The 25,586-nt window shown below is 26.7% G+C and carries 23 protein-coding genes; 19 read left to right on the top strand and 4 right to left on the bottom strand.

What is annotated here, in order from left to right; translation table 11 throughout:
* The first annotated feature begins 3 nt into the window (after positions 1-3).
* From H8R92_RS01000 to H8R92_RS01030, 7 genes are all read left to right on the top strand, one after another.
* Entirely contained in the window at positions 4-1,485 is a 1,482-nt protein-coding gene (locus tag H8R92_RS01000; RefSeq protein WP_022212859.1) for an O-antigen ligase family protein, read from the top strand.
* Positions 1,442-2,257: a glycosyltransferase family A protein gene (locus H8R92_RS01005; protein WP_022212860.1), complete on the top strand. Its 816-nt coding sequence runs from the start codon at positions 1,442-1,444 to the stop codon at positions 2,255-2,257. The genes H8R92_RS01000 and H8R92_RS01005 overlap by 44 nt, the downstream gene beginning before the upstream one ends.
* Positions 2,258-2,290: 33 nt before the next feature.
* On the top strand, positions 2,291-3,244 hold the full coding sequence (locus H8R92_RS01010; protein WP_022212861.1) for a glycosyltransferase: 954 nt from the start codon (positions 2,291-2,293) through the stop codon (positions 3,242-3,244).
* A 29-nt stretch (positions 3,245-3,273) separates the two neighbouring features.
* Positions 3,274-4,308 (top strand): CgeB family protein, encoded by a 1,035-nt coding sequence (locus H8R92_RS01015; protein WP_022212862.1) that lies wholly within the window; start codon positions 3,274-3,276, stop codon positions 4,306-4,308.
* A gap of 168 nt (positions 4,309-4,476) precedes the next feature.
* A complete protein-coding gene (locus H8R92_RS01020) occupies positions 4,477-5,103 on the top strand; it encodes a sugar transferase (RefSeq protein ID WP_022212863.1) in 627 nt (208 codons plus the stop codon).
* 113 nt (positions 5,104-5,216) lie between these two features.
* The gene (locus H8R92_RS01025) at positions 5,217-5,897 is read left to right on the top strand and encodes a hypothetical protein (protein ID WP_186834446.1); all 681 of its coding nucleotides are present in this window, start codon (positions 5,217-5,219) and stop codon (positions 5,895-5,897) included.
* Positions 5,898-6,009: 112 nt separating this feature from the next.
* Positions 6,010-8,961: a glucosaminidase domain-containing protein gene (locus H8R92_RS01030; RefSeq protein WP_186834447.1), complete on the top strand. Its 2,952-nt coding sequence runs from the start codon at positions 6,010-6,012 to the stop codon at positions 8,959-8,961.
* A 10-nt stretch (positions 8,962-8,971) separates the two neighbouring features.
* On the opposite strand, the gene H8R92_RS01035 is transcribed toward H8R92_RS01030, so the two are convergent.
* Positions 8,972-10,246 (bottom strand): glycosyltransferase family 39 protein, encoded by a 1,275-nt coding sequence (locus tag H8R92_RS01035; RefSeq protein WP_186834448.1) that lies wholly within the window; start codon positions 10,244-10,246, stop codon positions 8,972-8,974.
* Positions 10,247-10,481: 235 nt separating this feature from the next.
* On the opposite strand from H8R92_RS01035, the gene galU reads away from it, so the two are divergent.
* Positions 10,482-11,354 (top strand): UTP--glucose-1-phosphate uridylyltransferase GalU, encoded by an 873-nt coding sequence (gene galU, locus H8R92_RS01040; protein WP_186834449.1) that lies wholly within the window; start codon positions 10,482-10,484, stop codon positions 11,352-11,354.
* Positions 11,355-11,489: 135 nt separating this feature from the next.
* Positions 11,490-12,416, top strand: a complete 927-nt coding sequence (locus H8R92_RS01045) for a glycosyltransferase family 2 protein (protein WP_186834450.1) — start codon at positions 11,490-11,492, stop codon at positions 12,414-12,416.
* 82 nt (positions 12,417-12,498) lie between these two features.
* Here H8R92_RS01045 and trpS read toward each other — a convergent pair whose 3' ends face one another.
* The 3 genes from trpS to H8R92_RS01060 form a co-directional block, all read right to left on the bottom strand.
* Entirely contained in the window at positions 12,499-13,506 is a 1,008-nt protein-coding gene (gene trpS, locus H8R92_RS01050) for a tryptophan--tRNA ligase (RefSeq protein WP_186834451.1), read from the bottom strand.
* A 121-nt stretch (positions 13,507-13,627) separates the two neighbouring features.
* Positions 13,628-13,795 (bottom strand): zinc-ribbon domain-containing protein, encoded by a 168-nt coding sequence (locus H8R92_RS01055; protein ID WP_022212870.1) that lies wholly within the window; start codon positions 13,793-13,795, stop codon positions 13,628-13,630.
* 167 nt (positions 13,796-13,962) lie between these two features.
* Positions 13,963-15,045, bottom strand: a complete 1,083-nt coding sequence (locus H8R92_RS01060) for an endospore germination permease (protein ID WP_186834452.1) — start codon at positions 15,043-15,045, stop codon at positions 13,963-13,965.
* A 98-nt stretch (positions 15,046-15,143) separates the two neighbouring features.
* On the opposite strand from H8R92_RS01060, the gene H8R92_RS01065 reads away from it, so the two are divergent.
* From H8R92_RS01065 to H8R92_RS01115, 10 genes are all read left to right on the top strand, one after another.
* Complete coding sequence (locus H8R92_RS01065) at positions 15,144-16,574, top strand: spore germination protein (protein ID WP_022212872.1); 1,431 nt, start codon at positions 15,144-15,146, stop codon at positions 16,572-16,574.
* Positions 16,558-17,679: a Ger(x)C family spore germination protein gene (locus H8R92_RS01070; protein ID WP_186834453.1), complete on the top strand. Its 1,122-nt coding sequence runs from the start codon at positions 16,558-16,560 to the stop codon at positions 17,677-17,679. The genes H8R92_RS01065 and H8R92_RS01070 overlap by 17 nt, the downstream gene beginning before the upstream one ends.
* Before the next feature lie 173 nt (positions 17,680-17,852).
* Positions 17,853-18,866 (top strand): sensor domain-containing diguanylate cyclase, encoded by a 1,014-nt coding sequence (locus tag H8R92_RS01075; protein ID WP_186834454.1) that lies wholly within the window; start codon positions 17,853-17,855, stop codon positions 18,864-18,866.
* A gap of 337 nt (positions 18,867-19,203) precedes the next feature.
* Positions 19,204-19,617 (top strand): hypothetical protein, encoded by a 414-nt coding sequence (locus H8R92_RS01080; protein ID WP_186834455.1) that lies wholly within the window; start codon positions 19,204-19,206, stop codon positions 19,615-19,617.
* Between the two features lie 115 nt (positions 19,618-19,732).
* Positions 19,733-20,953 carry a tyrosine--tRNA ligase gene (gene tyrS, locus H8R92_RS01085; RefSeq protein ID WP_186834456.1) on the top strand — a complete coding sequence of 407 codons (1,221 nt, stop codon included), beginning with the start codon at positions 19,733-19,735 and terminating at the stop codon, positions 20,951-20,953.
* Positions 20,954-21,172: 219 nt separating this feature from the next.
* Positions 21,173-23,005 carry a hypothetical protein gene (locus tag H8R92_RS01090; protein WP_186834457.1) on the top strand — a complete coding sequence of 611 codons (1,833 nt, stop codon included), beginning with the start codon at positions 21,173-21,175 and terminating at the stop codon, positions 23,003-23,005.
* Positions 23,006-23,023: 18 nt separating this feature from the next.
* Positions 23,024-23,278, top strand: a complete 255-nt coding sequence (locus tag H8R92_RS01095) for an EscU/YscU/HrcU family type III secretion system export apparatus switch protein (RefSeq protein ID WP_022212878.1) — start codon at positions 23,024-23,026, stop codon at positions 23,276-23,278.
* A gap of 17 nt (positions 23,279-23,295) precedes the next feature.
* A complete protein-coding gene (locus H8R92_RS01100; RefSeq protein ID WP_022212879.1) occupies positions 23,296-23,982 on the top strand; it encodes a metallophosphoesterase in 687 nt (228 codons plus the stop codon).
* Positions 23,983-24,173: 191 nt separating this feature from the next.
* The gene (gene yjbM / locus H8R92_RS01105; RefSeq protein WP_022212880.1) at positions 24,174-24,968 is read left to right on the top strand and encodes a GTP diphosphokinase; all 795 of its coding nucleotides are present in this window, start codon (positions 24,174-24,176) and stop codon (positions 24,966-24,968) included.
* A 229-nt stretch (positions 24,969-25,197) separates the two neighbouring features.
* A complete protein-coding gene (locus H8R92_RS01115) occupies positions 25,198-25,503 on the top strand; it encodes a PTS sugar transporter subunit IIB (RefSeq protein WP_022212882.1) in 306 nt (101 codons plus the stop codon).
* The last annotated feature ends 83 nt before the right edge of the window (positions 25,504-25,586 follow it).

Genomic DNA, 25,586 nt, shown 5'->3' on the forward strand with positions numbered 1-25,586 from the left:
ATTATGATAGAAGAGAAAAATGAGATTTATAAATTAGTATATGTACTAATGGCTTTAGCTATACTTTTAATTCCTTTTAATAATTTACCATATCTAAATAATATATTAAAAGAATTATCATTTAGTGCTACATCTTATCCTATGTTGATATTGATAACAATTATGGCTATTTATATATTAAAGGAATCGAAGGTTGTTAAAGTTAAAGATAAAAGTATTTATATATTAATAACTTTTGTAATTTTATGTTTTATATTTTCATTACTTAACATTAGTGATATAATGACAAATTCATTTAAAGGGAAAACAGGAATAAGAAGATTTGTATTTCAATATCCAATGCTTGTTTTTGGAGCTATAACTAGTTATTGTTTTTATTATTTTTTAAGAAAAACTAAAATAATATTATGGACTATAAGAAGATGGATTTTATTTTCTACTATAATAGCAAGTGCCTACGGATTTGTTGAAATGCTTAATATGTTAAATATTATAGACACCAGTGAAATATTAAAAGCAGTATCAAATGTAATTCAACTATATGCTAGAGGAGAATTATATCCTAGAGGTATAAGAACAGTTTGTGGAGAAGCATCTTATTTTGGTATGTATGCAGCATTTGTTCTTCCATGGATTTTAAGTTATATTTATACGGAAAAGGAATATTGGAAAAAAGGAATAGCAGTTGTATATGCACTATATTTTATAGCTTTAGTTTTATTATCAAAATCAAGAATGGGATTACTTATTTTTTGGTTAGAATTTATTATTTTTGCAATTGGAATAATTATCATGAAAGGTAATTGGAAGAAAAAGCTTATAACAGTTCTTTTATTCCCATTGGTATTTTTAACATCTAACATAGTTAATAAAGTTGGATTTAATGAAGAGGTGAAATATGAAAATACTGCATCAAATGCAACTGTTGGAGCAGTAGTAGAGTCTTTAAATGATGAAAATAATATGTCTAATGTAGCTAGGTTTTCAATGATGAAAGCTGCTTTCAGAATAGGAAATCAACACTTATTAACAGGTGTAGGTGTAGGACAATATGCTTTTTATGCTACAGATAATGTTGAATCAGATGATTATAGATCAAGTGAAGTTACTAGATGGTTAGATCCAAAGCAAACTCAATATTGGCCTACTGTATTTGCATTACATGCTAGAATATATGCTGAAAATGGAATAATATGCTTTTTAATTTGGGTAGCATTATGGGCATATATTGGTATATCCTTATTAATTAGATATATTAAGTATAACGATATTAAAACTTTGATTTTAATGTCAAGTGTAGCAGGTGTTTTATTAGCATGCTTTAATATTGACACATATATATATTATCCATTATGGATTCTTATAGGATTGTATTGGAGATTTGGAAAAGAAAATATAGAGGAAAACAGTGGTGAAAGAGATGAAGAGATTTTCTTTAATTATGGCGACTTATGGAAGAGAAAAAGAGGTAGAAAGCTTTCTTAACAGTCTTAAAAAATCAAATTATGATTTATCTTTAGTTGAAGTAATTATAGTTGATCAAAATGATAAGATTGATTTAAATCATATAATAGAAAGACATAATGATTTAAATATTAAGCATATTAAATCAACAGTTAAAGGATTAGCTAAAAATAGAAATATTGGTCTAGAAGAGAGCCATGAAGGAATAGTTGCTTTTCCAGATGATGACTGTGAATATCTACCAGATACATTGAATATTATAAGTAATATTTTTGAATCTAATTCGGAAATTGACGTAGTTATGGGAAGAATAGTTGAAAGAGATGGTTCAGATTCATTAAGAAAGTGGCCTAAAGAAGAAATAAAAATCAGTAAATCTAACTTTTATACTAAATGTTCATCAGTAACTATGTTTTATAGAAATGGTTCTTCTTTAAGATTTAATGAAAAGTTAGGTGCAGGTAATTATTTAGGCTCATGTGAAGATAGTGATATACTTTATAGAGCTTTAAAGAGTAGTAAGAATATAGTATATAAACCAGAAGTGCAGATATATCATCCTCATTATAGTTCAGATACAAATATGAATGAAGGAAAAGTTAAAAGTTATGGCTTGGGTTTTGGAGCTTTTTGTAAATTTAACTTTGACTTTAATATATGTATTCTTTTTATTAAAGCAGAGGTATTCCATGTATTAAATACTATTATAGGAATATGTACATTTAATAAAGAAAAAATAAGAAAAGGATATATTGCATTTTCATCAAGATTAAAGGGACTTACCGTTGGGTAGTCCCTATATAAGCTTTTTAAGGTGGTGAATTATATGAAAGAAATAGATGTATCTGTTATATTATCAGCGTATAATGAGGAAGAGCGCTGGTTTAGGGAAGCTGTGGAATCAATTATAAATCAAAGCTATGAAAACTTTGAATTTATTCTTATATTAGATAATCCTAATAATACTTTATTAGAAGAAATAATAAATGAATATTGTAATAAAGATAATAGAATAGTCTACATAAAGAATGAAAAGAATTTAGGATTGGTAAAAAGTTTAAATAAAGGCTTAGAATATGCAAAAGGTAAGTACATAGCTAGAATGGATGCTGATGATATTGCAAATGTTGATCGATTAAAAAAACAATATGAGTTTATGGAAGCTAATAAGGACATAGACTTAATTGGAACCAGTGTTGACTTCATTGATGAAAATAATTGTATAATTCAGAAAAATACTTTTGTTGTAAAGAATAGTGATAAAATTAAAGATTATTTAAAATATACTAATGTTGTTATACATCCAACATTTTTCTTTAGAAAAAGTATTTTGCAGAAAGTAAATGGGTATAGAGAAATTTTATTTGCTGAGGATTATGATTTTATTTGCCGTGTTGTTGCTGCTGGATATAAAGTTAGTAATTTATCGGAATCATTATTACAATATAGAATAAGAAAGAATAGTATTTCAAGAGATAAAACATTAGCACAGATATATAATGCTTTTTATTTAAAAAAATTATATAAGGAAAGACTGAAGTGCGGAAAAGATAGTTACTCTATAGATGGCTTGTATTCTGAAGATAAGATATCAAAAAAAGAAATAAGAAACTTTGATAAGTCGGAGCAATTAAAATCTACAGCTGATAATAAAAGAAAAAATGGTAAAGCATTAGAGCGAAAAATAATTTTTGCATATTCCAAAATTATATCTAAATATGCAAGAAGAAATGCCATGTGCACAGCTTGGTATAAGATACTTGCAAAAATGTATGAATAAAATAAATATGTTTTTTAGAAAGGTAAGAAATGAGCAAAAAAGAAGTTTTAATTGTAGGACCTAATTTTTATGGTTATAATGAAAGTGTTGCTAAAGCTTTTCAAGTTAAAGGCTTTAAAACTAATATAATAAATTTTGAAGAAGAAAATATTCCAGTTACAGGGAATAAACTTGTAGATAAATTTTTACTTAAAGCTAAAAGAGAATATTATGTAAATGAATATGGTAAAAAAGTTAATCAGGAAATAATTGATTTTGTTGATAAGAATAATATAAAAAATATAGTTGTAATTAAAGGGAGCTATATTACTAGAGAAACTTTAGAATATATTAAGAAAAAAGGATGTAAACTGATAATGTGGATGATGGACTCTGTATATAGAGAGAGTCAATCAATGGATACTTTAGAATTATATGATTTTAGATTTATGTTTGAAAAAACCGATATAAAAAAGTTGCAAGAAACAAAGAATATAGATAGCTATTTTCTTCCTCTATGTTATGATAATTTTGTTTATGATGTTAAAGGAATTAAAAGAAGTATAGATATTTCTTTTGTAGGTAGTTTTGCAAACTATGAGCATAGAGTAATATTATTTGAAAAAATAATAGAGGAATTTAAATATTGTAATATTGAAATTTATGGTAAGTATTTAATGCCTAGTAAGCCAAAGAGATATATTAAATATTACTTAAAAGGATATAGAAAATATTTCAAAAATAGATTTTTATCACCTAAAGAAGTAAGTAATTTATATTCTAGATCAAAGATATGTATTAATATACATAATAAACAATCTAAAGAAGGATGTAATCCGAGATTTTTTGAAATAATAGGTACAAAATCTTTCGAATTAGTAGATAATATAGAATATATACAAAAGAATTTTAATGATTATACTGTTATTTATAAAGATACAGATGACTTAATAAATAAAATTAGATTTTATTTAAAACATGAACAAGATAGAGAGTGCATTATAGATAAAGGATATGAATATATTTCCCAAAATCATACTTTTATAAATAGAATAGAAGAAATTATTTCTATATGTGATATATAATACGATATAAGTATTTATGACTATTTTACATTAGTTCTTTTTTTCAATACAAATATTAATATTTTCTTAAAAATAATATTTTTCTTTATTACAAGAAGAATTAATAATATAATATATATGTTATTTTGAGTAGCGTTTAAGCGTAGGAAGAATTTAGGGAGGAATTTTATGGCTAATTCAGTGAGGAAAAAAGTATATTTAGCAATAAAAAGGTTAATTGACATAATAGGTTCTTTAATTGGCATAATATTATTAAGTCCCATATATATTATTATTGCAATTTTAATTAAATTTGATTCACCAGGAAAAATTGTTTTTGGACATACAAGAAAAGGTAAAGGTGGAAAGGATATAAAAGTTTATAAATTTAGAACTATGTATTCAAATGCAAATGAAATTTTTGAAAGTTTCACTTCTGAGCAAAAAGAAGAGTATTATAAGAATTTTAAACTAGATAATGATCCAAGAGTAACAAAACTTGGAGGTTTTTTAAGAAAGACAAGTTTAGATGAACTACCACAATTATTTAATATATTAAAAGGTGATATGACTATTATTGGACCAAGACCAATTGTAGAAAAAGAAATATCGAAATATGGAAATAAGGCAGAAAAGTTATTTTCAGTTGTACCAGGATTAGCAGGATATTGGCAGGCAAATGGTAGAAGTGATACTACATATGAAGAACGTGTTGAAATGGATATGTATTATATTGATAATATGTCATTTTATCTTGATGTAAAAATTTTATTTCAAACAGCAATTTCAGTATTAAAAGGTGAGGGTGCTATATAAGGAGTTAACTATTGTTAGCTCTTTTTTTGTTTTATATAGTATATAGAAATTTAAATTAAAACAATTTTAGTTTAGTAAAAATAAATCGATAATAGATTAAGAGGTGAAGTAAAATGAAGAAAAAATTTATTATATTTTTAATAATTGTATCAATATTTACATTGGTATCTTGTTCTAATGAAACAAATAAAAGTGAAAGTAGTATAGATAAAACTGTAGAAGATAATTCAGTACCAGCAGATAAAGAAGTATCTCAAAAAGAGGAAAATAAAGAAGAGAAGAATAAAGAAGAGAAGAATAAAGAAGAGAAGAATAAAGAAGAAGTAAATAATGAAAGCAAGGAAAATGTAGAAGAAAATAAAATAGATAATAACAGTATTGATGATAATATAAATGAAAAAGAAAAAAAATATAATGATAAATATAATATAATAAAAGATTTAATTGAAAATAAAAAGATGACTATAAAAAATTCTAATTATAGAGAAATTGAAGCAGAAAATGGATTAGGAGAAAATATAGTATATAAACTTAACGAAAATAATAAAATTGTCATAAGTTCTTCTGTAAGATTAACAACTATATTAAATGATGGAAAGTATGATATTAGTGGAAGCATATTTAGTAATATTTTAATTGAAGTATTAAATGATAGTAAATATATAAAAGATATAAATGAAGCAATTGGAAATTATTTTACTGAAGAAAAAGATATTTATACAAAAGATATTAATGAATTAAAAATAGATGTAAGTCAAGAATTTGATTTTATAAAAATAACAGTAACAGTTTAATATTATATTAAATAAGCTTATATTATTTTAAAATTATATTCACCAATTGGATATTTTATGGTATATTTATAATTGTCTGTTAATTAAATAATTTAACGAAAGGAGGGAGAATTTGAAGAAGATAGCTTTAATGATTACTACATTATTTGCATTAACTAATATAGTGGTGCCATCTACAGTAAGTTATGCTCTTAATAATATAGAGAGTGTTAAAGTTTTGGATGAAAATAGTAATTCTAATGAAATAATAGAAGAAAATTTATCGGAAGAAAATACTGAGGAAGATATAGAAAATATTATCAGTGAAAATGTAGAAAATAATGTGGAAAATCAAGAAGATATTGAAGCTTTAGAAGAAGTCACTGAAGATTTAAATATTAATAATGAGTCTGATATTTCAAATGATGAAGCCCAAAAAAAGAAGGAAATTTCTAAATCTATTGATAATAATATTTATGAAAAAGTAAAGAAGAATCCAAAGGAATTAAATGATTTTGAAAGTGATATTCAATTAGTTGCTAGTGAGAGATCAAGAACTACACGTGAATCAATAGTTGATGATGATATTTATATTGCCGCAGAAGATGTAGAATATCATGTTAAAGCTGAAGGTGATGAAGTTATACTTGTTGGTGAGTATACAGATGGTACAATTGAAACAAGTAAAGAAGTAGCAATTTATGATGATGCATTAATTGAACAGCTTGAGCAAGAAGAATTTAAATCTAACTATGAAAATGCATTAAATTTTGAGTATTTAGTTAAAAAAACTGATGCTAATTATGAAATTGTAGAAGCATATTCAGATGGAAGTTTCAAGTATATAGAAAGTGCAGATACTATTGGTGAGGCAATGAGTATTGCATTAAATGAATATGAAAGTGATGAGGCAATTCCATGTGTAATTGATAATTATGGTGTTGTAGTATATTCTACAAATGCTATGGCAAGATTTTTTAAGCATACAAATGGAAAGGTTGATAATTCTAACGTTACGTTATTATATCAAAACTCTAATCTTTCGGGGGTAACCAATTATATTAATCATAATTATGTTGATGATGCTCCTATTTTAGAGGATAATGGGAATGCTGTTAGGGTAATGGTTAATGGATATAAGGGTTGGACTAAAAAGGATACTAATACTGGTACATATGACGCGGTAATAGTTCCAATGAATCAAGTAACTAATCCTAGTTATTATACTGTAAACAATGGACAACTTCAACATTATATTACTACAGATATAACTGCAAAAAGTGGAACTTCAGGGAGTTTTAGAACAGTTGGTGTAGCACCAAGTTATTTAAGTGAAGGTGTAAAATATTATAGTTATGACGCTAGATATTTTTATACAAATTTACATACATTAATTAATGATATGAAAGGAAATTCATATTTTAATGCGGTAAATGGATCAAATCCTTACTATAATTACTATCAATATTTACCATTTAGAAGTAAAAGTATTTATAGTGCAAGCCAATTAAATTCTTTTATAGAAGCTAACACTCAAAATAACAGTAAATTAAGAGGGATAGGGCAATATTTAATTAATGCCCAAAATACTTATGGAGTAAATGCTCTTCTTATATTAGGTATTGCAATAAATGAATCAGCATGGGGATTATCTAGTTATGCTCAAAATAGAAATAATTTATTTGGTTTAAATGCAGTAGATTCTAATCCAGATGATGCAAGTAGATTTAATTCAGTAGAACACTGTATAAATGAATTTGCTAAATATTGGATTTCTTCTGGATATAGTGATCCTCAAGATTCTAGATATTATGGTGGATTTGTTGGAAATAAGTATATGGGAGCTAATGTTAAGTATGCTTCTGATCCATTTTGGGGAGAAAAAGCAGCATCTTATGCTTTTTCAGTAGATAAATATTTAAGCGGAAATAATATTAATTCATTGAATGATTATAATTATAATCAGTTAGCAATTTATTCAGCAGCTGGAAAAGTTGTAGATAGAAATAACAACTTATTGTATAATGTTTCTAATTCGATGGATTATTATGTTACATTTGTAGGAGTTCCTGTAGTATTAACTACAACAAAAACTCATGTAATTGGACAAGATGTATGTTACGAAGTATATCCTGAAAGAACTACGCCTTTATCTTCAAGTGGAGGTAGTGAATTTAGTGAAAATTATGATTGGAATAATAGAGGATATATTAAAGCGTCTAATGTAAAACTAATTAATACTGGTAAAAATACTTCTTCTAAAGATGAAAAGCCAGGAATAACATATCAGGCACATTCTGCTAAATATATGTGGCTTCCAGAAAAGTATGAAGATGAAGTTGCTGGAACTGTAAATGAGTATTTAAGAATGGAAGCTATAAGGATTTCTCTTCAAGGATATAATGGTGCATCTGTTAAGTATAGAGTTCGTGGTGAAGGCTATAATTGGCAAGAGTGGGCTAGTGATGGACAAGTTGCAGGTACAACAGGTCAAAGTAAGCGTATTGAAGCCATTGAAATAGTTACTGAAGGAATGCCAGAAGGATATTATCTTCAATATAGAGTTCTTGTTCAAGATTATGGTTGGATGAGATGGGTAAATGAAGGAGAAACAGCTGGAACTATCAATGAATGGAGAAGAATTGAAGCTATTCAAATAAGAATAGTTAAGGGAGAGTCTAACATTAAATATAGAACACATCTTGCAGATACTATGTGGCAAGATTGGCGTTATAATGGACAAATGTCAGGTACGGTAAACCAATATAGAAGAATTGAAGCAATTGAAATAATAGCTCCTGATTTACCAGAAGGTGCAAGTATAAGATATAAAACACATCTTGCAGATACTATGTGGAGTCAAGATTGGGTATATAATGGTACTATGTCTGGAACAACTGGTCAATCTAGAAGAGTAGAAGCAATAATTATTGAATTAGTTAATGCTCCGGATTATGATGTTATGTATAGAGTTCGTGGAGAAGACTATGGTTGGACAAATTGGACAACTGGAGGACAAATTGCAGGAACAACTGGACAAGGTAAAAGAATGGAAGCTATTGAAATAAAACTTATAAAACATTAAAGAAAAGCAGCTACGATTTATGTAGCTGCTTTTTATTTAATGTTTTGCGAAATTTAAAGTTAATTGGTAGCAATAATATTATTATGTATAGTGGAAGCCACATTAAAGCAACTCGATTGATTATAAACGAATCCTTACATAATACTAGTAAGCCGCATAATAATGTGAAATATATTGAAAATTTAAATAAATAAGTTAATGAATTATTTTTATTTACAAATATATTTATTAAAAGCTTTATAGCAAATACAATTGTTAAGATAGTACCTACAATATTTCCTAAAGAAAATAGTATTAGATATAATGATCCAGATTTTAAGAACTCAGGGAAAATAGGATCAACAACTATATGAATAAATGTTTGAACAAATATATTAATTACAAAGGTAATTCCACTTCCATATAAATTTTTTAATGCTATTTGTAGATTAGACATTTGACCATCATTAAAGCCTAAGAACATAAGCTCACCATTATTAAACTTAAAATTGGAGAAGAATAATAAAGTTAGTATAATTATTAAAAAATAAAGTATATCTTTAATTGTAATAATTTTTTTATCATTTTTATAACAAAATATTAATACTACTGGTAATATTAATGGTAAATATCCTCTAATAGGAAATATTAATAGTAAAAATAATAATAATTTTTTATAATTAAGAGGCTTTTTTAATGAATAATATAGAATTATTATTAAAAGCATTAAAATAATATTATCTCTCATTAATATTGTATTAGTAAGTATATAGCCAGGTAATAAACTAAAAATTGATACAGTTATCAAGGATTTTTTTTCATCTAAATATATTCGTGCTAACTTGTATAAATATATACTTGTTGGTATGTATGCAATTAATTTTATAAGTATTAAATCAACTACACTATTAATTCCTACAAATCTAAGTAATGCTAAAAAGATTACAAATATGTTTTTGTATCCAAAACCAGGAATATCTGCACCAGTTATATATTCATAGGCTGGAAATGAACCTTTTAAAAGATCTAATAATTCACCATTTTTTAAATGTTCACTTAGCAAAGCAGATTCAAAAAAGTATCTTTCTTCATCACAAAAATAAGAACCAGACACATCTCCAAATAAGATTCCATATTTAAATCCAGAATTAATGTTATTGTAATAAATTAATATGGTAATAAGTGAATATATTCCAATAAAAATAGAAGTAATAGTAAATAGATTTTTATTTATTATGTTTTTTCTATATAGATAGTAAGAAATACCCATAAGAAAAGCAATAAGTATAACTGACAAAAAAGTCATAATGAGTTCCTCCCACAATAAGTTAATTATATGTGATCTTATTATTAAATAATAGTTTTCATTCTAAAGTATTTTAAGTATTGACTATATTAGAAAACTGTAAACATGCACTATATACAATATAACTATAAATTATAATTAAGTAAAGATGATATGAGGAATAATTATTGAAATAATATTTTATTATGCTATTATTAATTAATAGGCTATTTTAATTGTTAGAGAGGTATTAGTAATGAAAGTAAGGAAAGCGATTATTCCAGCAGCAGGGTTAGGTACAAGATTTTTGCCAGCAACTAAGGCACAACCAAAGGAAATGTTACCAATAGTTGATAAACCAACTATTCAATATATTATTGAAGAAGCTGTAGCATCTGGAATAGAAGAAATATTAATAATTACAGGAAGAAATAAAAAATCTATTGAAGATCATTTTGATAAATCTGTAGAATTAGAATTAGAACTTGAAAAGAGTGGTAAGATAAAAATGCTTGAAATGGTTAGAAATATTTCTGATATGGTGGATATTCACTATATAAGACAAAAGGAACCTAAAGGATTAGGGCATGCAATACATTGTGCTAAATCTTTTGTAGGGGATGAACCATTTGCTGTAATGTTAGGTGATGATGTGGTGGATAATGATGTCCCATGTTTAAAGCAACTTATGGATTGTTATGATGAGTATAAGACAACAATTTTAGGTGTACAAGAAGTAATACCTGAAAATGTAAATAAATACGGAATAGTAAATGGTATACATATTGAAGATAAAGTATACAAAGTAAAAGATTTAGTAGAAAAACCTTCAATAGAAGAAGCACCGAGTAATGTAGCTATTTTAGGAAGATATATAATAACTCCTAAGATATTTGAAATATTAGAAAATACTAAACCAGGAAAAGGTGGAGAAATTCAATTAACAGATGCTTTAAAAACTTTAGTGGAAAATGAAGCTATGTATGCTTACAATTTTGATGGAAGAAGATATGATGTAGGAGATAAATTAGGTTTCTTGCAAGCAACTGTGGAAATGGCTCTTAAGAGAGAAGAGTTAAGAGATGATTTTATTAAATATTTAGAAACAAAGCCATGGGAAAATAAATAATTATAGAAGGATATATAAAGACTATAAAAAGTTTTTATATATCCTTTTTGTTATAAAAAGGATATAATTAAATTGTATATGTTAAAAAAATCAATATATGTTAAAAGTATTAAATTATGAAATGAGTGTAGTTATATGGATAAGCTTTCTGTGATAGTTCCTTGTTATAATGAAGAAAAAGCCATACTTTTATTTTATAAGGAATTTTGCAAAATTTATAGTTGTATGAAAGATGTTGAATTTCAAGTAATATTTATTGATGATGGATCTAGTGATAATACGTTAAATGAAATTAAAAAGATAGCCGATGGAGATGAATGTTGTAGTTATATTTCGTTTTCAAGAAATTTTGGAAAAGAAGCTGCGCTATATGCTGGTTTAAATAAAGCAAGTGGCAATTACATAGCTATGATGGATGTAGATCTGCAAGATCCGCCAATATTATTGCAAGAGATGTTTTATTTTATAAAAGTTAAAAGATATGATGCTGTTGTAGCAAGGAGAGTAAATAGGAAAGGAGAGCCTATAATACGCTCTTGTTTTGCAAGGCAATTTTATAAGATTATTAGAAGGATATCTAAAAATAATATTGTAGATGGTGCAAGAGATTTTAGAATGATAACAAGGCAAGTAGCTGAAGCAGTGCTTGGTATGAATGAATTTAATAGATTTTCCAAAGAGATGTTTAGTTGGGTTGGGTTTAAAACTAAATGGATTGAGTATGAAAATAAAAATAGGATTATAGGAGAAAGTAAGTGGTCATTTATAAAACTGTTTACTTATGCCATTAATGGAATTATGGCCTTTTCAACTATACCTTTAAGTATAGCAACAATAGCAGGTAGCTTATTTATTGTGGTATCAATGATTATGATTTGTATATTTATTATAAAGATTTTATTTTTTTCACAAAAAGTTGGTGAATTATCATTGTTAATATTGGCAATGTTTTTTATTGGAGGAATTCAATTGTTTTGTACAGGAATTGTAGGGCAATATTTAGCAAAGGTATATGTTGAAACTAAGAAGAGACCTATTTATATTATAAAAGAAGAAGTTTAGATAATAATTAGCTTTTATAAAGTGAATATAGGGTATATTAGATTGTTTTTAAACAGTCTAACACACCCTATATTTTTTAATTTTAACGAGGAATTAAACCAATCTTTTTTTGCATCTTTCTAAGAAGTTTCATAGAAACGTAATTAGCTTTTTCAGCACCTTCTTTGTAAATTGCTTCTAAAGCTTTCTTATCACTCATAAGCTCGTTAAACTTTTCTTGAATTGGAGCTAATTCATTGATGATAACTTCTGCGGTATCTTTCTTTAAATCAGCATATCCTTTTCCTACATATCTAGCTACAACTTCATCTGGAGTAACATTTTCAATAGCACAGATAATATCTATAAGATTTTTAACACCAGGTTGTTCTTCAGTGTAATTTATTACACCTATGCTATCAGTAACAGCTCTAGCAATCTTTTTTCTAATAACGTCTGGTGAATCCATAATCAAGATGTATGAATTAGGGTTTTCATCAGATTTAGACATTTTCTTAGTTGGTTCTTGAAGACTCATTATTTTAGCACCAGTCTTTGGAATATAAGGTTCTGGTACTTTAAATGTATCGCTGTAAGTTGTATTAAATCTTGAAGCTAGAGTTCTTGCAAGTTCTAAATGTTGTTTTTGATCTTGCCCTACAGGTACTAAATCAGTATTATATAAAAGAATATCACAAGCCATAAGTACTGGATATGTAAATAGACCAACACCGATAGATTCTCCCATTTTTTTAGATTTATCTTTATATTGAGTCATTCTGCTAAGCTCACCCATGTAAGTAGAGCAATTTAATAACCAGCAAGCTTCACTATGGGCAGGAACATGTGACTGAATGAATAATGTATTTTTAGCTGGATCGATTCCAGCTGCTAAATATATAGCTAAAACTTCAAGAGTTCTTCTTCTTAAATCTTTAGGTTCTTGTTTTACAGTTATTGCATGTAAATCAACAACACAATAATAACAGTCATATTCATCTTGTAGCTTAACCCAATTTTTAAGAGCTCCTAAGTAGTTTCCGATTGTTAAGTTACCTGATGGCTGAACACCACTAAATATAACTTTTTTATTTTCTGTTGTATTTTCCAAAAAAAACACCTCTTTTCATATTTTACGTAATTACATATTAGTTTAATTATAGAAGTAGGAAAAATTTATGTCAACGATTTAAATAAATAATAGAAAAAGCAGCCTAAGGGCTGCCTTTTATCTAGTATTTCTTATCTCTGTTCATTTTTTGAGTTTTTCTTGCTTTTCTGCATTCTGGGCAACGAACAGGATCATTTTCAAATCCTTTTTCTTTGTAAAATTCTTGTTCTCCTACAGTAAAAATAAATTCTTTTCCGCAGTCCTTACAAGTAATTTTTTTATCTTCCATTTTTAACCTCCTCAAAATTTATAGGGCTTATTGACACTTGATACATAACCCTTTAAAGATGAAGGGGTACTTTCTAATGATCATATAAAATCCTACTAAATTTCATTTATAATATTATTATATACATATATTTCCAAAAATGCAATTGAATTGTTTGTTGGAAATAATTATGCCTTTTTTGAAGATTTCATTGAAAAAGCTGTAAAAGCTATCAATGGAATCAATATAAAGAAGAATAGATTGCTATAATTATAGTATTTCAAAATATTAAATAAAATATAATTATTTTTTGAGAAAAGTGAAGCTAAAATAAAAATAATTATAGAATATGTAGCAATATATATTTTGTCATTTTTAATATATTTTTTATAAATAATATATATTCCATATGTACTTAAAAGATATTTTAAAAATAATCCTACTATAGCTTCCATTAAGAAAAATAATTCACCAAAATCAATGAATCCACCTAATTGAATGCGCTGACTCATGGTATATTCAGGATAAAATAAATTAGCGGCTCTAGATGGTCCAAAGCAAGAAATAATACCTATTATTGAATATATAGAGTATAAGGCTATAGTGCATAAGGCAATAAGGCTATGTTTTTTTAAATTATCTGCTTTTGTAAGATGCTTCAAATATGGTAGTGAAATAGCAAATGATGAAATGCATCCTAATAAAAGTAGAATACAATTAAAATAGTTTCCTATTGTTAAATTGTTTGTAAAAACCGGAAGGATATACTTAGTGTTTTTATAAGGCTCAGAAAATATGCTTAATATTAAACAGTTTACTATAAAAGAAATAATATTTATCGTAGTGAAAATTAATATTGTACGAACCTTCTTCCTTATTAAAAATAATGAAGGTAATAGGAAAAATAAAAGTATATACCATTGAGGAGTAGGTAGGAAAAAGCAGGTTTTAATGCAATTAGCTTCTACCATAGCTGCTTCCAATGAAGATAAAAATAATCCTATAGCAAATAAGAAAAGTAGAATATTTCCCATAGTTTTAGATAGACCGATGGTGAAAATATTATTTATATTGTAGTTTCCTTTTCTTGCTATTATATCTAATAGATAAGTAGCAATGCCAATTAATAATATAAATGCTGCAATTAAGCATATCCAAGTATCTCTTCCCCCTATGGTAATAAATTGTGAACAGTAAATTTTAAGACTTACAAAGGTTACTGCATATATAAAAATTATATAGTGTTTTGTTGATATTTTATTTTCATTCATCTCTCCACCTCGTATATATTTTAGTATTCTAAAATAGTATTCTCAAAAAAATGAATATTAAACACTATGGGAGGAATAATATTCTTAGGTGATGAATTATGAATAAAAATATCGATTATTTAAAGGAAAGGTTTAAAGACTGCTTTGATGTTAAGTTTAGAGAGTTATCTACTATACTTGGAAATGGGACAGTGGTATTTATTGATGATTTATGTAATAGTCAATGGATGATGGAGTATATGATACTTCCTCTTAGAGGTTTTGGAGAACTTAAGGGAGAAGAAGGTATTAGTACTCCAAAAGATTTAATAGATAAAGTTTTAGATATGAATATGACTGGTATAGCTAAGGATGTAGATGATGCAATATTTCATGTTTTAAGCGGAGATGTAATATTAGTATTAAATGATTATGAAGAGATAATATACAGTGAAGTAAAGAACATGGTAAGAAGGGGAATTGGAATACCTGATACTGAATCTGTATTGAAGGGACCAAGAGAGGGATTTAATGAGCTCATAGTAGATAATGTTGCTTTGATAAGAAGAAGGCTTAAAAATCCAGATTTGAAATTTGAAGCTGTATATGTTGGAGAAAAATCTCAAACAGCTGTAGCCATAACATATATAAAAGGAATTGTAGATGAAAATGTACTAGAGGATATAAGAAAAAAAGTTAAAAGTTTAGATTTAAGATTTGTACTAGATTCTAATTATATTGAATGTAACTTAAAGAAAGAAAATTCATTTTTTGATACAGTAGGATATACAGAAAAACCTGATGAAGTTTGTGCAAAAATCTTAGAAGGAAGGGTAGCCATTATTGTTGATGGCACATCATTTGTAATAACTGTACCTTATTTTTTTATGGAAAATTTTCAAATGCCAGATGATTATTATGTAAATAAATATTTTACTAATTTTAATAGGGTATTAAGATGGATTGCCTTTTTTATAGCTTCATTCCTACCAGGATTATATGTAGCAGTAATAACTCATCATTTCTCTATGATACCTACATTATTTATATTTAGGCTTGCTGTATCAAGGGCTGGAGTTCCTTTACCAACTTTTGTTGAAGTAATAATAATGATGCTTGCTTTTCAATTTATAAAAGAAGCAGGAATAAGATTGCCAAAGGCCATTGGAAGTGCTATGAGCATTGTATCAGCATTAATTTTAGGAGATGCAGCAGTTGGTGCTGGAGTAGCATCAAGAATTACCATAATTGTAGTAGCTATAAGCACATTATGTTATTTTCTAATACCAAAACTTTATGGAGCAGTATCATTTTGGTCAATAGTTATTGTTTGTTTTTCAGCATTGCTTGGACTTCCAGGATTCCTTTCAGCTTCGCTTATTTTTATGACTCAGATATGTGAGTTAGATTCTGTAGGATATCCATTCCTATTCCCATTAGGAAGCTTAAGTGAATATAGATTCAAAGATATATTGTTTAGAGGAAGTTTAAATAGGATATCAAGAAAAATAATTGGAGTAGGATGTGATAAAGATGGCAAAAAGAAATAAAATATTCAAAATACTTATCATCTTACTTATTCCATTAACTTTAACAGGTTGTTTTAATTATAGGGATATAAACAAGGTAACTTTTGCAACAAGTATGATTTTTGATACAGATGATTTGAGTCAGGTGATAGTATATCTAGATTGTATTAAGCCTTATAGAAGTACTAATGAAAGTTCTGATAAAGGTAGAAGGCTTATTTTTAAAGGTGTAGGAAAAACTACAGAAGATGCTTTAGAGAAAATTGATAATTTCTCCAGTGCTAAGCTAAATTATAGTCAAGTAAAAGCATATATATTTACAGAGAAGGCAGCTAAAGTAGGAATTAAAAAATATTTAGATTTAATAAATAATTATGGTGAAATGCAAATAAAGCCTAGTGCATTTATTTATTATGGAGATGTTGAAGAATTGCTTAAAGCTACGTCTGGTGATGATGAATTCTTAGGTATGTATTTAAATGATATAATGAATAAAAAACCATTTAATAGTCTTTCACTTCAAGCTAATGTAAATTATTATTTAAGCAATAGACTTATGGGAGATAATACATTGTTACTTCCAGCAGTAAATTTAAAGAAGGATGTTTTAGACCAAAAAGTTCAAATAAATGGTTCTGGTATATTAAAAGACAATGTACTTGTTGAAAGGTTGGATCAGGAAGATACATTATTATATGAACTTATGATGGGAAGTGTCTATGAAGGTACATTTGAAATTGGTAATCCTAATACGGACACTGATTTTATAAGTTTAGATGTTTTATCAAGTTCTGAAGATAGTATGTTGAGATTTGATAATAATAAATTTACTTTGGTAAAAAATATTGAGGTTGATTTGGAAATTTCAGATATTCAAGGAGAGGCTATTGTAGATAGTGAATTTATAAATTATATAAAAGTTAATGAAGAAGAATATATTAATAGTTATATAACTCAATTGTTTAATAAGTATAAAGAAAAGGGAATAGATATATTTAATGTTTATAGAATGAAGGAAATTTATTATGGAAAAGAATCTATTGATGACCCTTTAAGTATTTGTGATTTTGAGGTAAATACAAAAGTAAACATAAATGGAACTGGATTATCAAAAAATGCTTTATAAATATTAAAAAAAAAGATGAAAAATAAAATAAAAAATAAAAACTTGATATTTTTACCAATAAAGGGTAAAATTATATTAAGTTAAATTAAAATATAGATAATATTACTATTATATTATCTATATTTTTTAATGTAGCTTTTAATTTTTTTATGTTAATTATTGAGAGGTTTAAAATGAATAATACTATTAAGGCATATGATTATATAAATGAAGAATTTAAGCTATATAAGGATGAAATGGAGAAAAAAGTTAAAATATTAGAGAATATAGTTGAAGTTGAATTTTATCTAAATAGTATTGTAAGCAAATCAGATTTTTTTAAAGAAGTAAATAATATTATAATATCCGCACTAAAAATTGATTATAGTACCATATATTTAATAGAAAATGATAAATATGTAGCTAAAGTATCAAATAATAAGTTTAGTATGAAGGTATTAGAAGAGAAGTATATTTACCTATATGACGGTATTGATGTATCAATTTTTAATATGGAATATGAAAATAGTAAGGATAATATCACTAACTCTAAGTCAATAATGCTGATTCCTTTAATATTAGGGGATAGGATTATTGGATATATATTTTTAGAACATTCGGAAAAGGGATATTTTAGTTATAAATATCAAGAATATATTAAGAAAATGGCTAATTTGATAGCTGTAGCTATTAAAAATGCAGAGTTATATAGAAAATTAAAATTAGCAGCAAAAATTGATTATCTTACAGGTTTATACAATAGAAATTATTTTTATAATAGAGTAGCTAAGAGTAGTAGAGATAGAAAATATTATGCAATTGTTATGATTGATATTGATAATTTTAAGAGTATAAATGATGAATATGGACATCCTGTAGGTGATATTGTTATTAAAAATATTTCACAGATAATTATGGATAACATTAGGGAAAGAGATATTGCTGCAAGATATGGAGGAGAAGAAATCATACTATATATTGATAATGAGCAGGTAAATGAGGAAGAGATATATAATATGATTGATGATATAAGGAGAAAAATAGCTAATAATAGCATTATAATAGAAGAGGATATAATTGAGGTAACTGCGAGCTTTGGTGTAAGTTTTAGCAAGTCAGAGGATCACATTGATGATGTTATCAAGGAAGCAGATAGGCTTTTATATAAAGCAAAAAGTATTGGAAAGAATAGAGTTATTATACATTAATATAATTGTTGCATGTCTATGATAGAGTAATGTGATTATAGATATGCAGCATTGTTATTTTATTTTCATAAAAACTTAAAAATAGTTGGAACATTTTCAGTATGTTTTGAATATTATATAGTACAGGAAGGTATAAATTTATAGAGAGCTGAAGAAAATGTTGTTATAAATATGGGCGATTTTTTCATTTATATATAGAATTAATTAGTGAATAATACAAAGTAAATTGAGAATAATAATTTTAAGTAATGTAAGTGCTTTAATATTGTTAAATGTTAATTATAATGATGATCTAATCATCATTAATAAATAATCATAGAAATAAGGAGTGGTTCCAATGATACAAGTTTTTTGTGCAAGGAGAGGTTCTGGAAAGACTAAAAGGTTAATAGAATTAGCTAACCACCAACAATTAGAAGCTAAGGGAGATTCAGTTTACATTGATGATGATTCAAGACCAATGTTACAGCTAAATAGATCAATAAGATTTGTTGACACGATGGAGTATGAAGTAAGAGATTGTAATGATTTTTATGGCATGATTTGTGGTATAATCTCATCAAATTATGATATAGAAAATATATATGTAGATGGGTTATTTAATATAATCAATTGTACAATGAAAGAATCAGCTCAATTAATAAAAAGAATAGCCAATTTAACTGATAGATTTGGAATAAATGTATATATTAATATAAATATTAATGCCAGTGAAGAGGTGCCTGAAGGAATAAAACAATATGTAGCATAAAAATGAAAGAGGTCAGTAATGATCTCTTTCATTTTTTAAAATAACATTTTCTTGATAAAAAACGTTGTTATAAGATATACTGTATATAGTGATTTACGTAGGAGGTAAAGTTAAGATGGCTAATGTTTTAGATGAATTATTAGAACGTGGATACATAAAGCAATTCACACATGAAGATGAGACAAGAGAGTTATTAGAAAAGGAAAAAATAACTTTTTATATAGGTTTTGATCCAACAGCTGATAGTTTACATGTTGGACACTTTATAGCAATGATGTTTATGGCTCATATGCAAAAGGCAGGTCATAGACCAATAGCATTACTTGGTGGTGGAACTGCCATGGTAGGAGATCCATCTGGAAAAACAGATATGAGATCTATGCTTACAAAAGAGCAAATTGAACATAATGTTTCATGCATTAAGAAGCAAATGGAAAGATTTATAGATTTTTCAGATGATAAGGCTATATTAGTAAACAATGCTGATTGGTTATTAAACTTAAATTATGTAGATTTCTTAAGAGATGTGGGAGTACACTTCTCAGTAAATAGAATGTTAAGTGCAGAATGCTTTAAGCAAAGACTTGAAAAGGGACTTTCATTCTTAGAATTTAACTATATGTTAATGCAAGGATATGATTTCTATGTATTAAATCAAAAATATAACTGTAAGATGGAACTTGGTGGAGATGACCAATGGTCAAATATGATTGCTGGAGTTGAACTTGTTAGAAGAAAAGCTCAAGGCCAAGCTATGGCAATGACTTGTACACTTTTAACAAATAGCCAAGGACAAAAAATGGGTAAAACAGTTGGTGGAGCTTTATGGTTAGATCCAGCAAAAACATCTCCATTTGAATTCTTCCAATATTGGAGAAATGTTGATGATGCAGATGTTGAAAAATGCCTATCATTATTAACATTCTTACCAATGGAGGAAGTAAGAAGATTAAGTGCTTTAGAAGGTTCTGAAATAAATAAAGCCAAGACAGTACTTGCTTATGAAGTAACTAAACTTGTTCATGGAGAAGAAGAAGCAACAAAAGCTAAATCAGCAGCAGAAGCATTATTTGCTGGTGGAGTAGATATGAGCAATGTACCAACAGTTACTATAAGTGCTGAAAGCTTTGGTAAAACAGTTCTTGATATTATAGCTGAAACTAAAATAGTTCCATCAAAAGCTGAAGGAAGAAGATTAATCCAACAAGGTGGTCTTTCATTAAATGGAGAAAAAGTTACAGAAGTAGCAAGAATATTTACAGAAGAAGATATTCAAGATGGATCTGCTTTAATTAAAAGAGGAAAGAAGAATTACACTAAAATAGAAGTACAATAATTCAATAAATAAAGGAGATAGAAATTTTATCTATCTCCTTTATTTTATATAGTTGGATTATTTCACTGAATATATAAATAAGAAGTTTAGAAGATAATATTTTTTACGATAACTAAATTAGATACTTAAATATGGTTAGCTAAGCCATAATGAATGGAGGGGTGAAAAATTAATAATATATCAACATTTACTTATGGAAAATATATAACAACAGAAAAGGTGAGCTTTAGAGGAGGCTATGAATTTAATCAAGGAGATACTTTAAAAGGAAGAGTTATTAAGGAGGATTCCCAAAGTAATAAGGTTACCATAAAATTAACTAATGGAATGGAGATAGAAGCTGAACTGCAAGGTGAAGTGGATTTAAAAGGTGGCTTATTAAATTTTGAAGTAGCAGAATTAAAAGATAATATGTTGTTTCTTAAGCTAACTGCTAATAATACGGAAGTAATAAATGAAGAAATTGCCAAGGAAAGTATTGATGAGATAATGAACTTTATCTTGAAAGAAGGTTTAAAGAAGGAAGATTACAATATGCTTAAGGCTATGGTGAAATACAATATACCTCTTACTAGGGAAAATATTACTACTGTAAAGAGCATAATGGAATTTAGTGATAAGATGAATAATAATCCAGTAGAAATAAAAAATTTTATAAATTCTTATTTAAATAGTAGGGATATTGCAGCAAATAGTAAAGAAGGAGTTTATGTATCACAAAAGCTTTATGAATTCTTTGAAGCTTTTTCTAAGACTAATTTACAAGAAGTACTTTTATTCTTAGAAAATGACATTGAATTTACTAAAGAAAATTTAGAGAGTTTTAATAAGTTATTTAATAATGAAAATGCTATGGAAAAAGTAATTAATGAGGTTAATGAAAAATTAGGTAATGCTATAGCAATTGAAGATAATACTTTAAATAGAGAAATTTTAGAAAAAACATTAAAGCAAGAATATTCAAAAGATGTTATTGATTATAAGAATAATAGCAATAATGACATTAATGATATGAAAGAAGTTAAAGATATTAAGAATATTAATGATATAAAAGATATTAAAGATATTACAGATAATAATATTAATAATAGTAGCATATTATCAAAAAGCTCAACAGGAAAAACGATTCAAGCAACATTAATAAAAGAAAGTTCAAAGGATAATATAATTAATGATGGTGCAAAAAGTGATTTTTTTATGGAAGATGATGTTAAAGAAATCATTAAAGTACTAAAAAATGAAAATAAGTCCATGGTTAATGAGAATAAGTCTGAACTTAATATTAATAAAGAAGTTTTAAGAGAAAGTATATTAAAACATACAGGAAAAGAAGTAAGATTAAATGATGCTGAAGCAAAGTTATTGGAAGTTATAATTAATAAAGATGAAATTAAAGATAAAGAAATAAATTTTATAAAAAATTTATTTAATAGTGTAGAAAGTAGACAAAAAGGTGAAGAAAAAGAGTTAAAATCCAATGATATAAGAGAAAATATATTTAGCATAAGTAAGGATTTATCTAAAAATATTACAGAAAAATCTGAAGGAGCTAAAGAGGTCATAAGAAATATAATTTCTAATTTAAAAGAAAGTGACGAAAATTCTTCGCAAATTTTAAATATAATGAAAAATAGTATAAATGATTTAAAGTTATTCAATAAAATTAATGATCAATATTATTGCTTAGATGTACCAATAAATTTTAAGGAAAATGAATATCCATGTAAGCTTATTATTAAGGATGATAGGAAAGAAGGAAAATCTATAGATAGCAGTAATTTCAAGGTGGCTATATCAGTTAAAACAGTAAAGCTTGGCACAGTTGATGCTCTTTTAAATGTAAAAAATAGGAACATTGATTTGCAATTAAAATGTGATAAAAGTGTTATGAATTTATTTGTTATTTCAAAGGAGAAGTTAAAAGAAATAGTTGAATCATCAGGATTCAGTACTAAAATAGAAATTGTTGAAAGGACAGAAGAACTTCAACTATCGTCTTGTAGAGAATTTTTTAATGATAATAATATTGCGGCAGTGGATATTACAGTATAAGATAGTAGGTGGAATATAGTGCAAAATAGAAAGAAAGCTGTAGCTTTAAACTATGATGGAGCTAATGCACCAATAGTTACTGCAGTAGGAATGGGAATTATAGCAGATAAAATATTAGAAAAAGCAGAAGATAGTGAAGTTCCAGTGGTTTTTAATAAGGAACTGACAGATTTATTATGCAATGTTGATGTAGGAGATGCTATACCAACAGAAGTTTATGAGGCTGTAGCTCATATAATTGCTTATATTACTGAATTAGATAGCTCTTTATAGGAGGTTGAAGTTAAAAGATGGCATTATATGCGATATCAGACTTACATTTAGCTTTAAATGTTGATAAGCCTATGGATATCTTTGGAGAAAGATGGCTTAATCATGACGAAAAGATAAAGGAAAATTGGATTAGTAGGATTACAGATGAAGACACTGTACTTATAGCAGGCGATATATCATGGTCTATGAAAGCGGAAGATAGCAAGGTTGATTTAGACTGGATAGATAGTCTTCCAGGAAAAAAGATAATTTCTAAAGGAAATCATGATTATTGGTGGAGCAGCATAAGCAAGTTAAATGCAATGTATGAAAATATGAAGTTTATTCAAAATAATTTTTATACATATAATGATTATGCTATTTGTGGAACTCGTGGATGGGTATCGCCTGATAGTGAGAAATTTACAGAAAAAGATGCAAAAATATATGCTAGGGAAGCCATAAGATTAAGGTTATCTTTAGAAAGTGCAAAGAAATTAGGATATTCTAAAATAATTGTTATGATTCATTATCCGCCATTTAATGAAGGTTATGAAGAGTCAGAATTTATGAAGATTTTTAAAGAATATAATGTAGAAAAAGTTATTTATGGACATTTACATGGATTAGGAAGATTTAAAGCAAAAACTGGAATAATAAATGAGATAGAATATATTATGACTTCTTGTGATTTTATTGATTTTAATCCAGTAAGAATTTTATAAGTAATGGGGATATCTCAAAATAAAATAGGTTATTTTGAGGTATTTTTATTTTAAATAGAGAATAAGAAATTATTTTAAAAAACAATTTTTAAACAAAGATAGTGAAATTTTGTTATAATAGTAATGAAGTAACATGAAATTTACAAAAGTTTTTATTTTATAGTAAACGATAAATAAGGGTGATAAAAAGAATGGCTATTCAAAATTGGAAGAATTTTTTAATGGCTTATGAACAAGCTGTTGATGAATTAAAGGTGAAGTTAAGAAGCATAAGAAAAGAGTATAGAAGAAGAAATGAATATTCACCAATTGAATTTGTAACAGGAAGAGTTAAGGAAGTATCAAGTATATTAGAAAAGGCTAATAAGTTTGAAATTCCTTTAGATAGGCTGGAACAAGAGATGGAGGATATAGCTGGTATAAGAATTATGTGCCAGTTTGTTGATGATATAGATAAAGTGGTGGAGCTTTTAAGAGTAAGAAAAGATATGCAAATACTTTACGAAAAGGATTATGTAAGTAATGTTAAGTCAAGTGGATATAGAAGTTATCATGTAATTATTAAGTATACAGTTAATATGGTTGATGGGGCAAAGGATATATTGGCTGAATTTCAAATAAGGACATTAGCAATGAACTTCTGGGCAACGGCAGAACATTCATTAAATTATAAATATAAGCAGCATATACCAGAGGAAATAAAGGTTAAGCTTAAGAAAGCTGCTGATGCAGCCTTTGAATTAGACCAACAAATGCTTGAGATAAAGGATGAAATAAAAGATGCACAAAAATTATTTGAAGTTAAATCAGATATTATTTCGTCTATTATGAATAATATTTTAACATTAATATCCTTAGGTAAGGTTGCTGAAGCTACTAGGTATGAAGTTCTTTTAAATAGGCTTATAGAAGAGGGAGAAGTTTGGGAATTAAATAATCTTCTTGATATAACGAAAAAAGATTTGGAAAGGTATAAAGACAACTAAAATATTGATAATAAATAAAATACAATAAAAATATAATCATGCACAGGATCATTTTATGGTTGCAATGGAAGTAATTACTTTGGTAGAAAGAATGATTAAATTATATAAGATTATATATAAAGAAGTAGATGAAGAAAATAATAAACTACATACTACGTAGTTTATTATTTCTATATATTTTTTTTATGTCAGTAAATGTTTTCAGAAAAAGTTTAAGGAGGAGTTTAGAATGAAGGTATTATTTGTTTGTGTTCAAGGTTTAGCTAGTGCTATAGTTATTAGTTCATTAAAGAAACAAGCTAAGAAAGAAGATATTGATATGGATATTCTTGCTGTAGGTATACGTGAGTTTGAAAAGGAAATAGAAAAGGGATGCAATCTAGCAGTTATAGCACCACAAGTAATGCACAAGTATGATTATTTGAGTAAGATATCCAATGATAGAGGAATACCATGCATATTAGTAGATAAAGATATTTATGGGTCAAGCTCAGAGATGAATCTTCTTAATATGGTTATGAAGGAAATAAAGTAAATAAAGTATTCATAAGACATTAACGTAGTTTTTTCTATTGGGACCTAGCATTAAATATTTATGATATAATATTGATGGGGGTG

It is taken from the genome of Clostridium lentum, assembly GCF_014287815.1.
Lineage (GTDB): Bacteria > Bacillota > Clostridia > Clostridiales > Clostridiaceae > Clostridium > Clostridium lentum.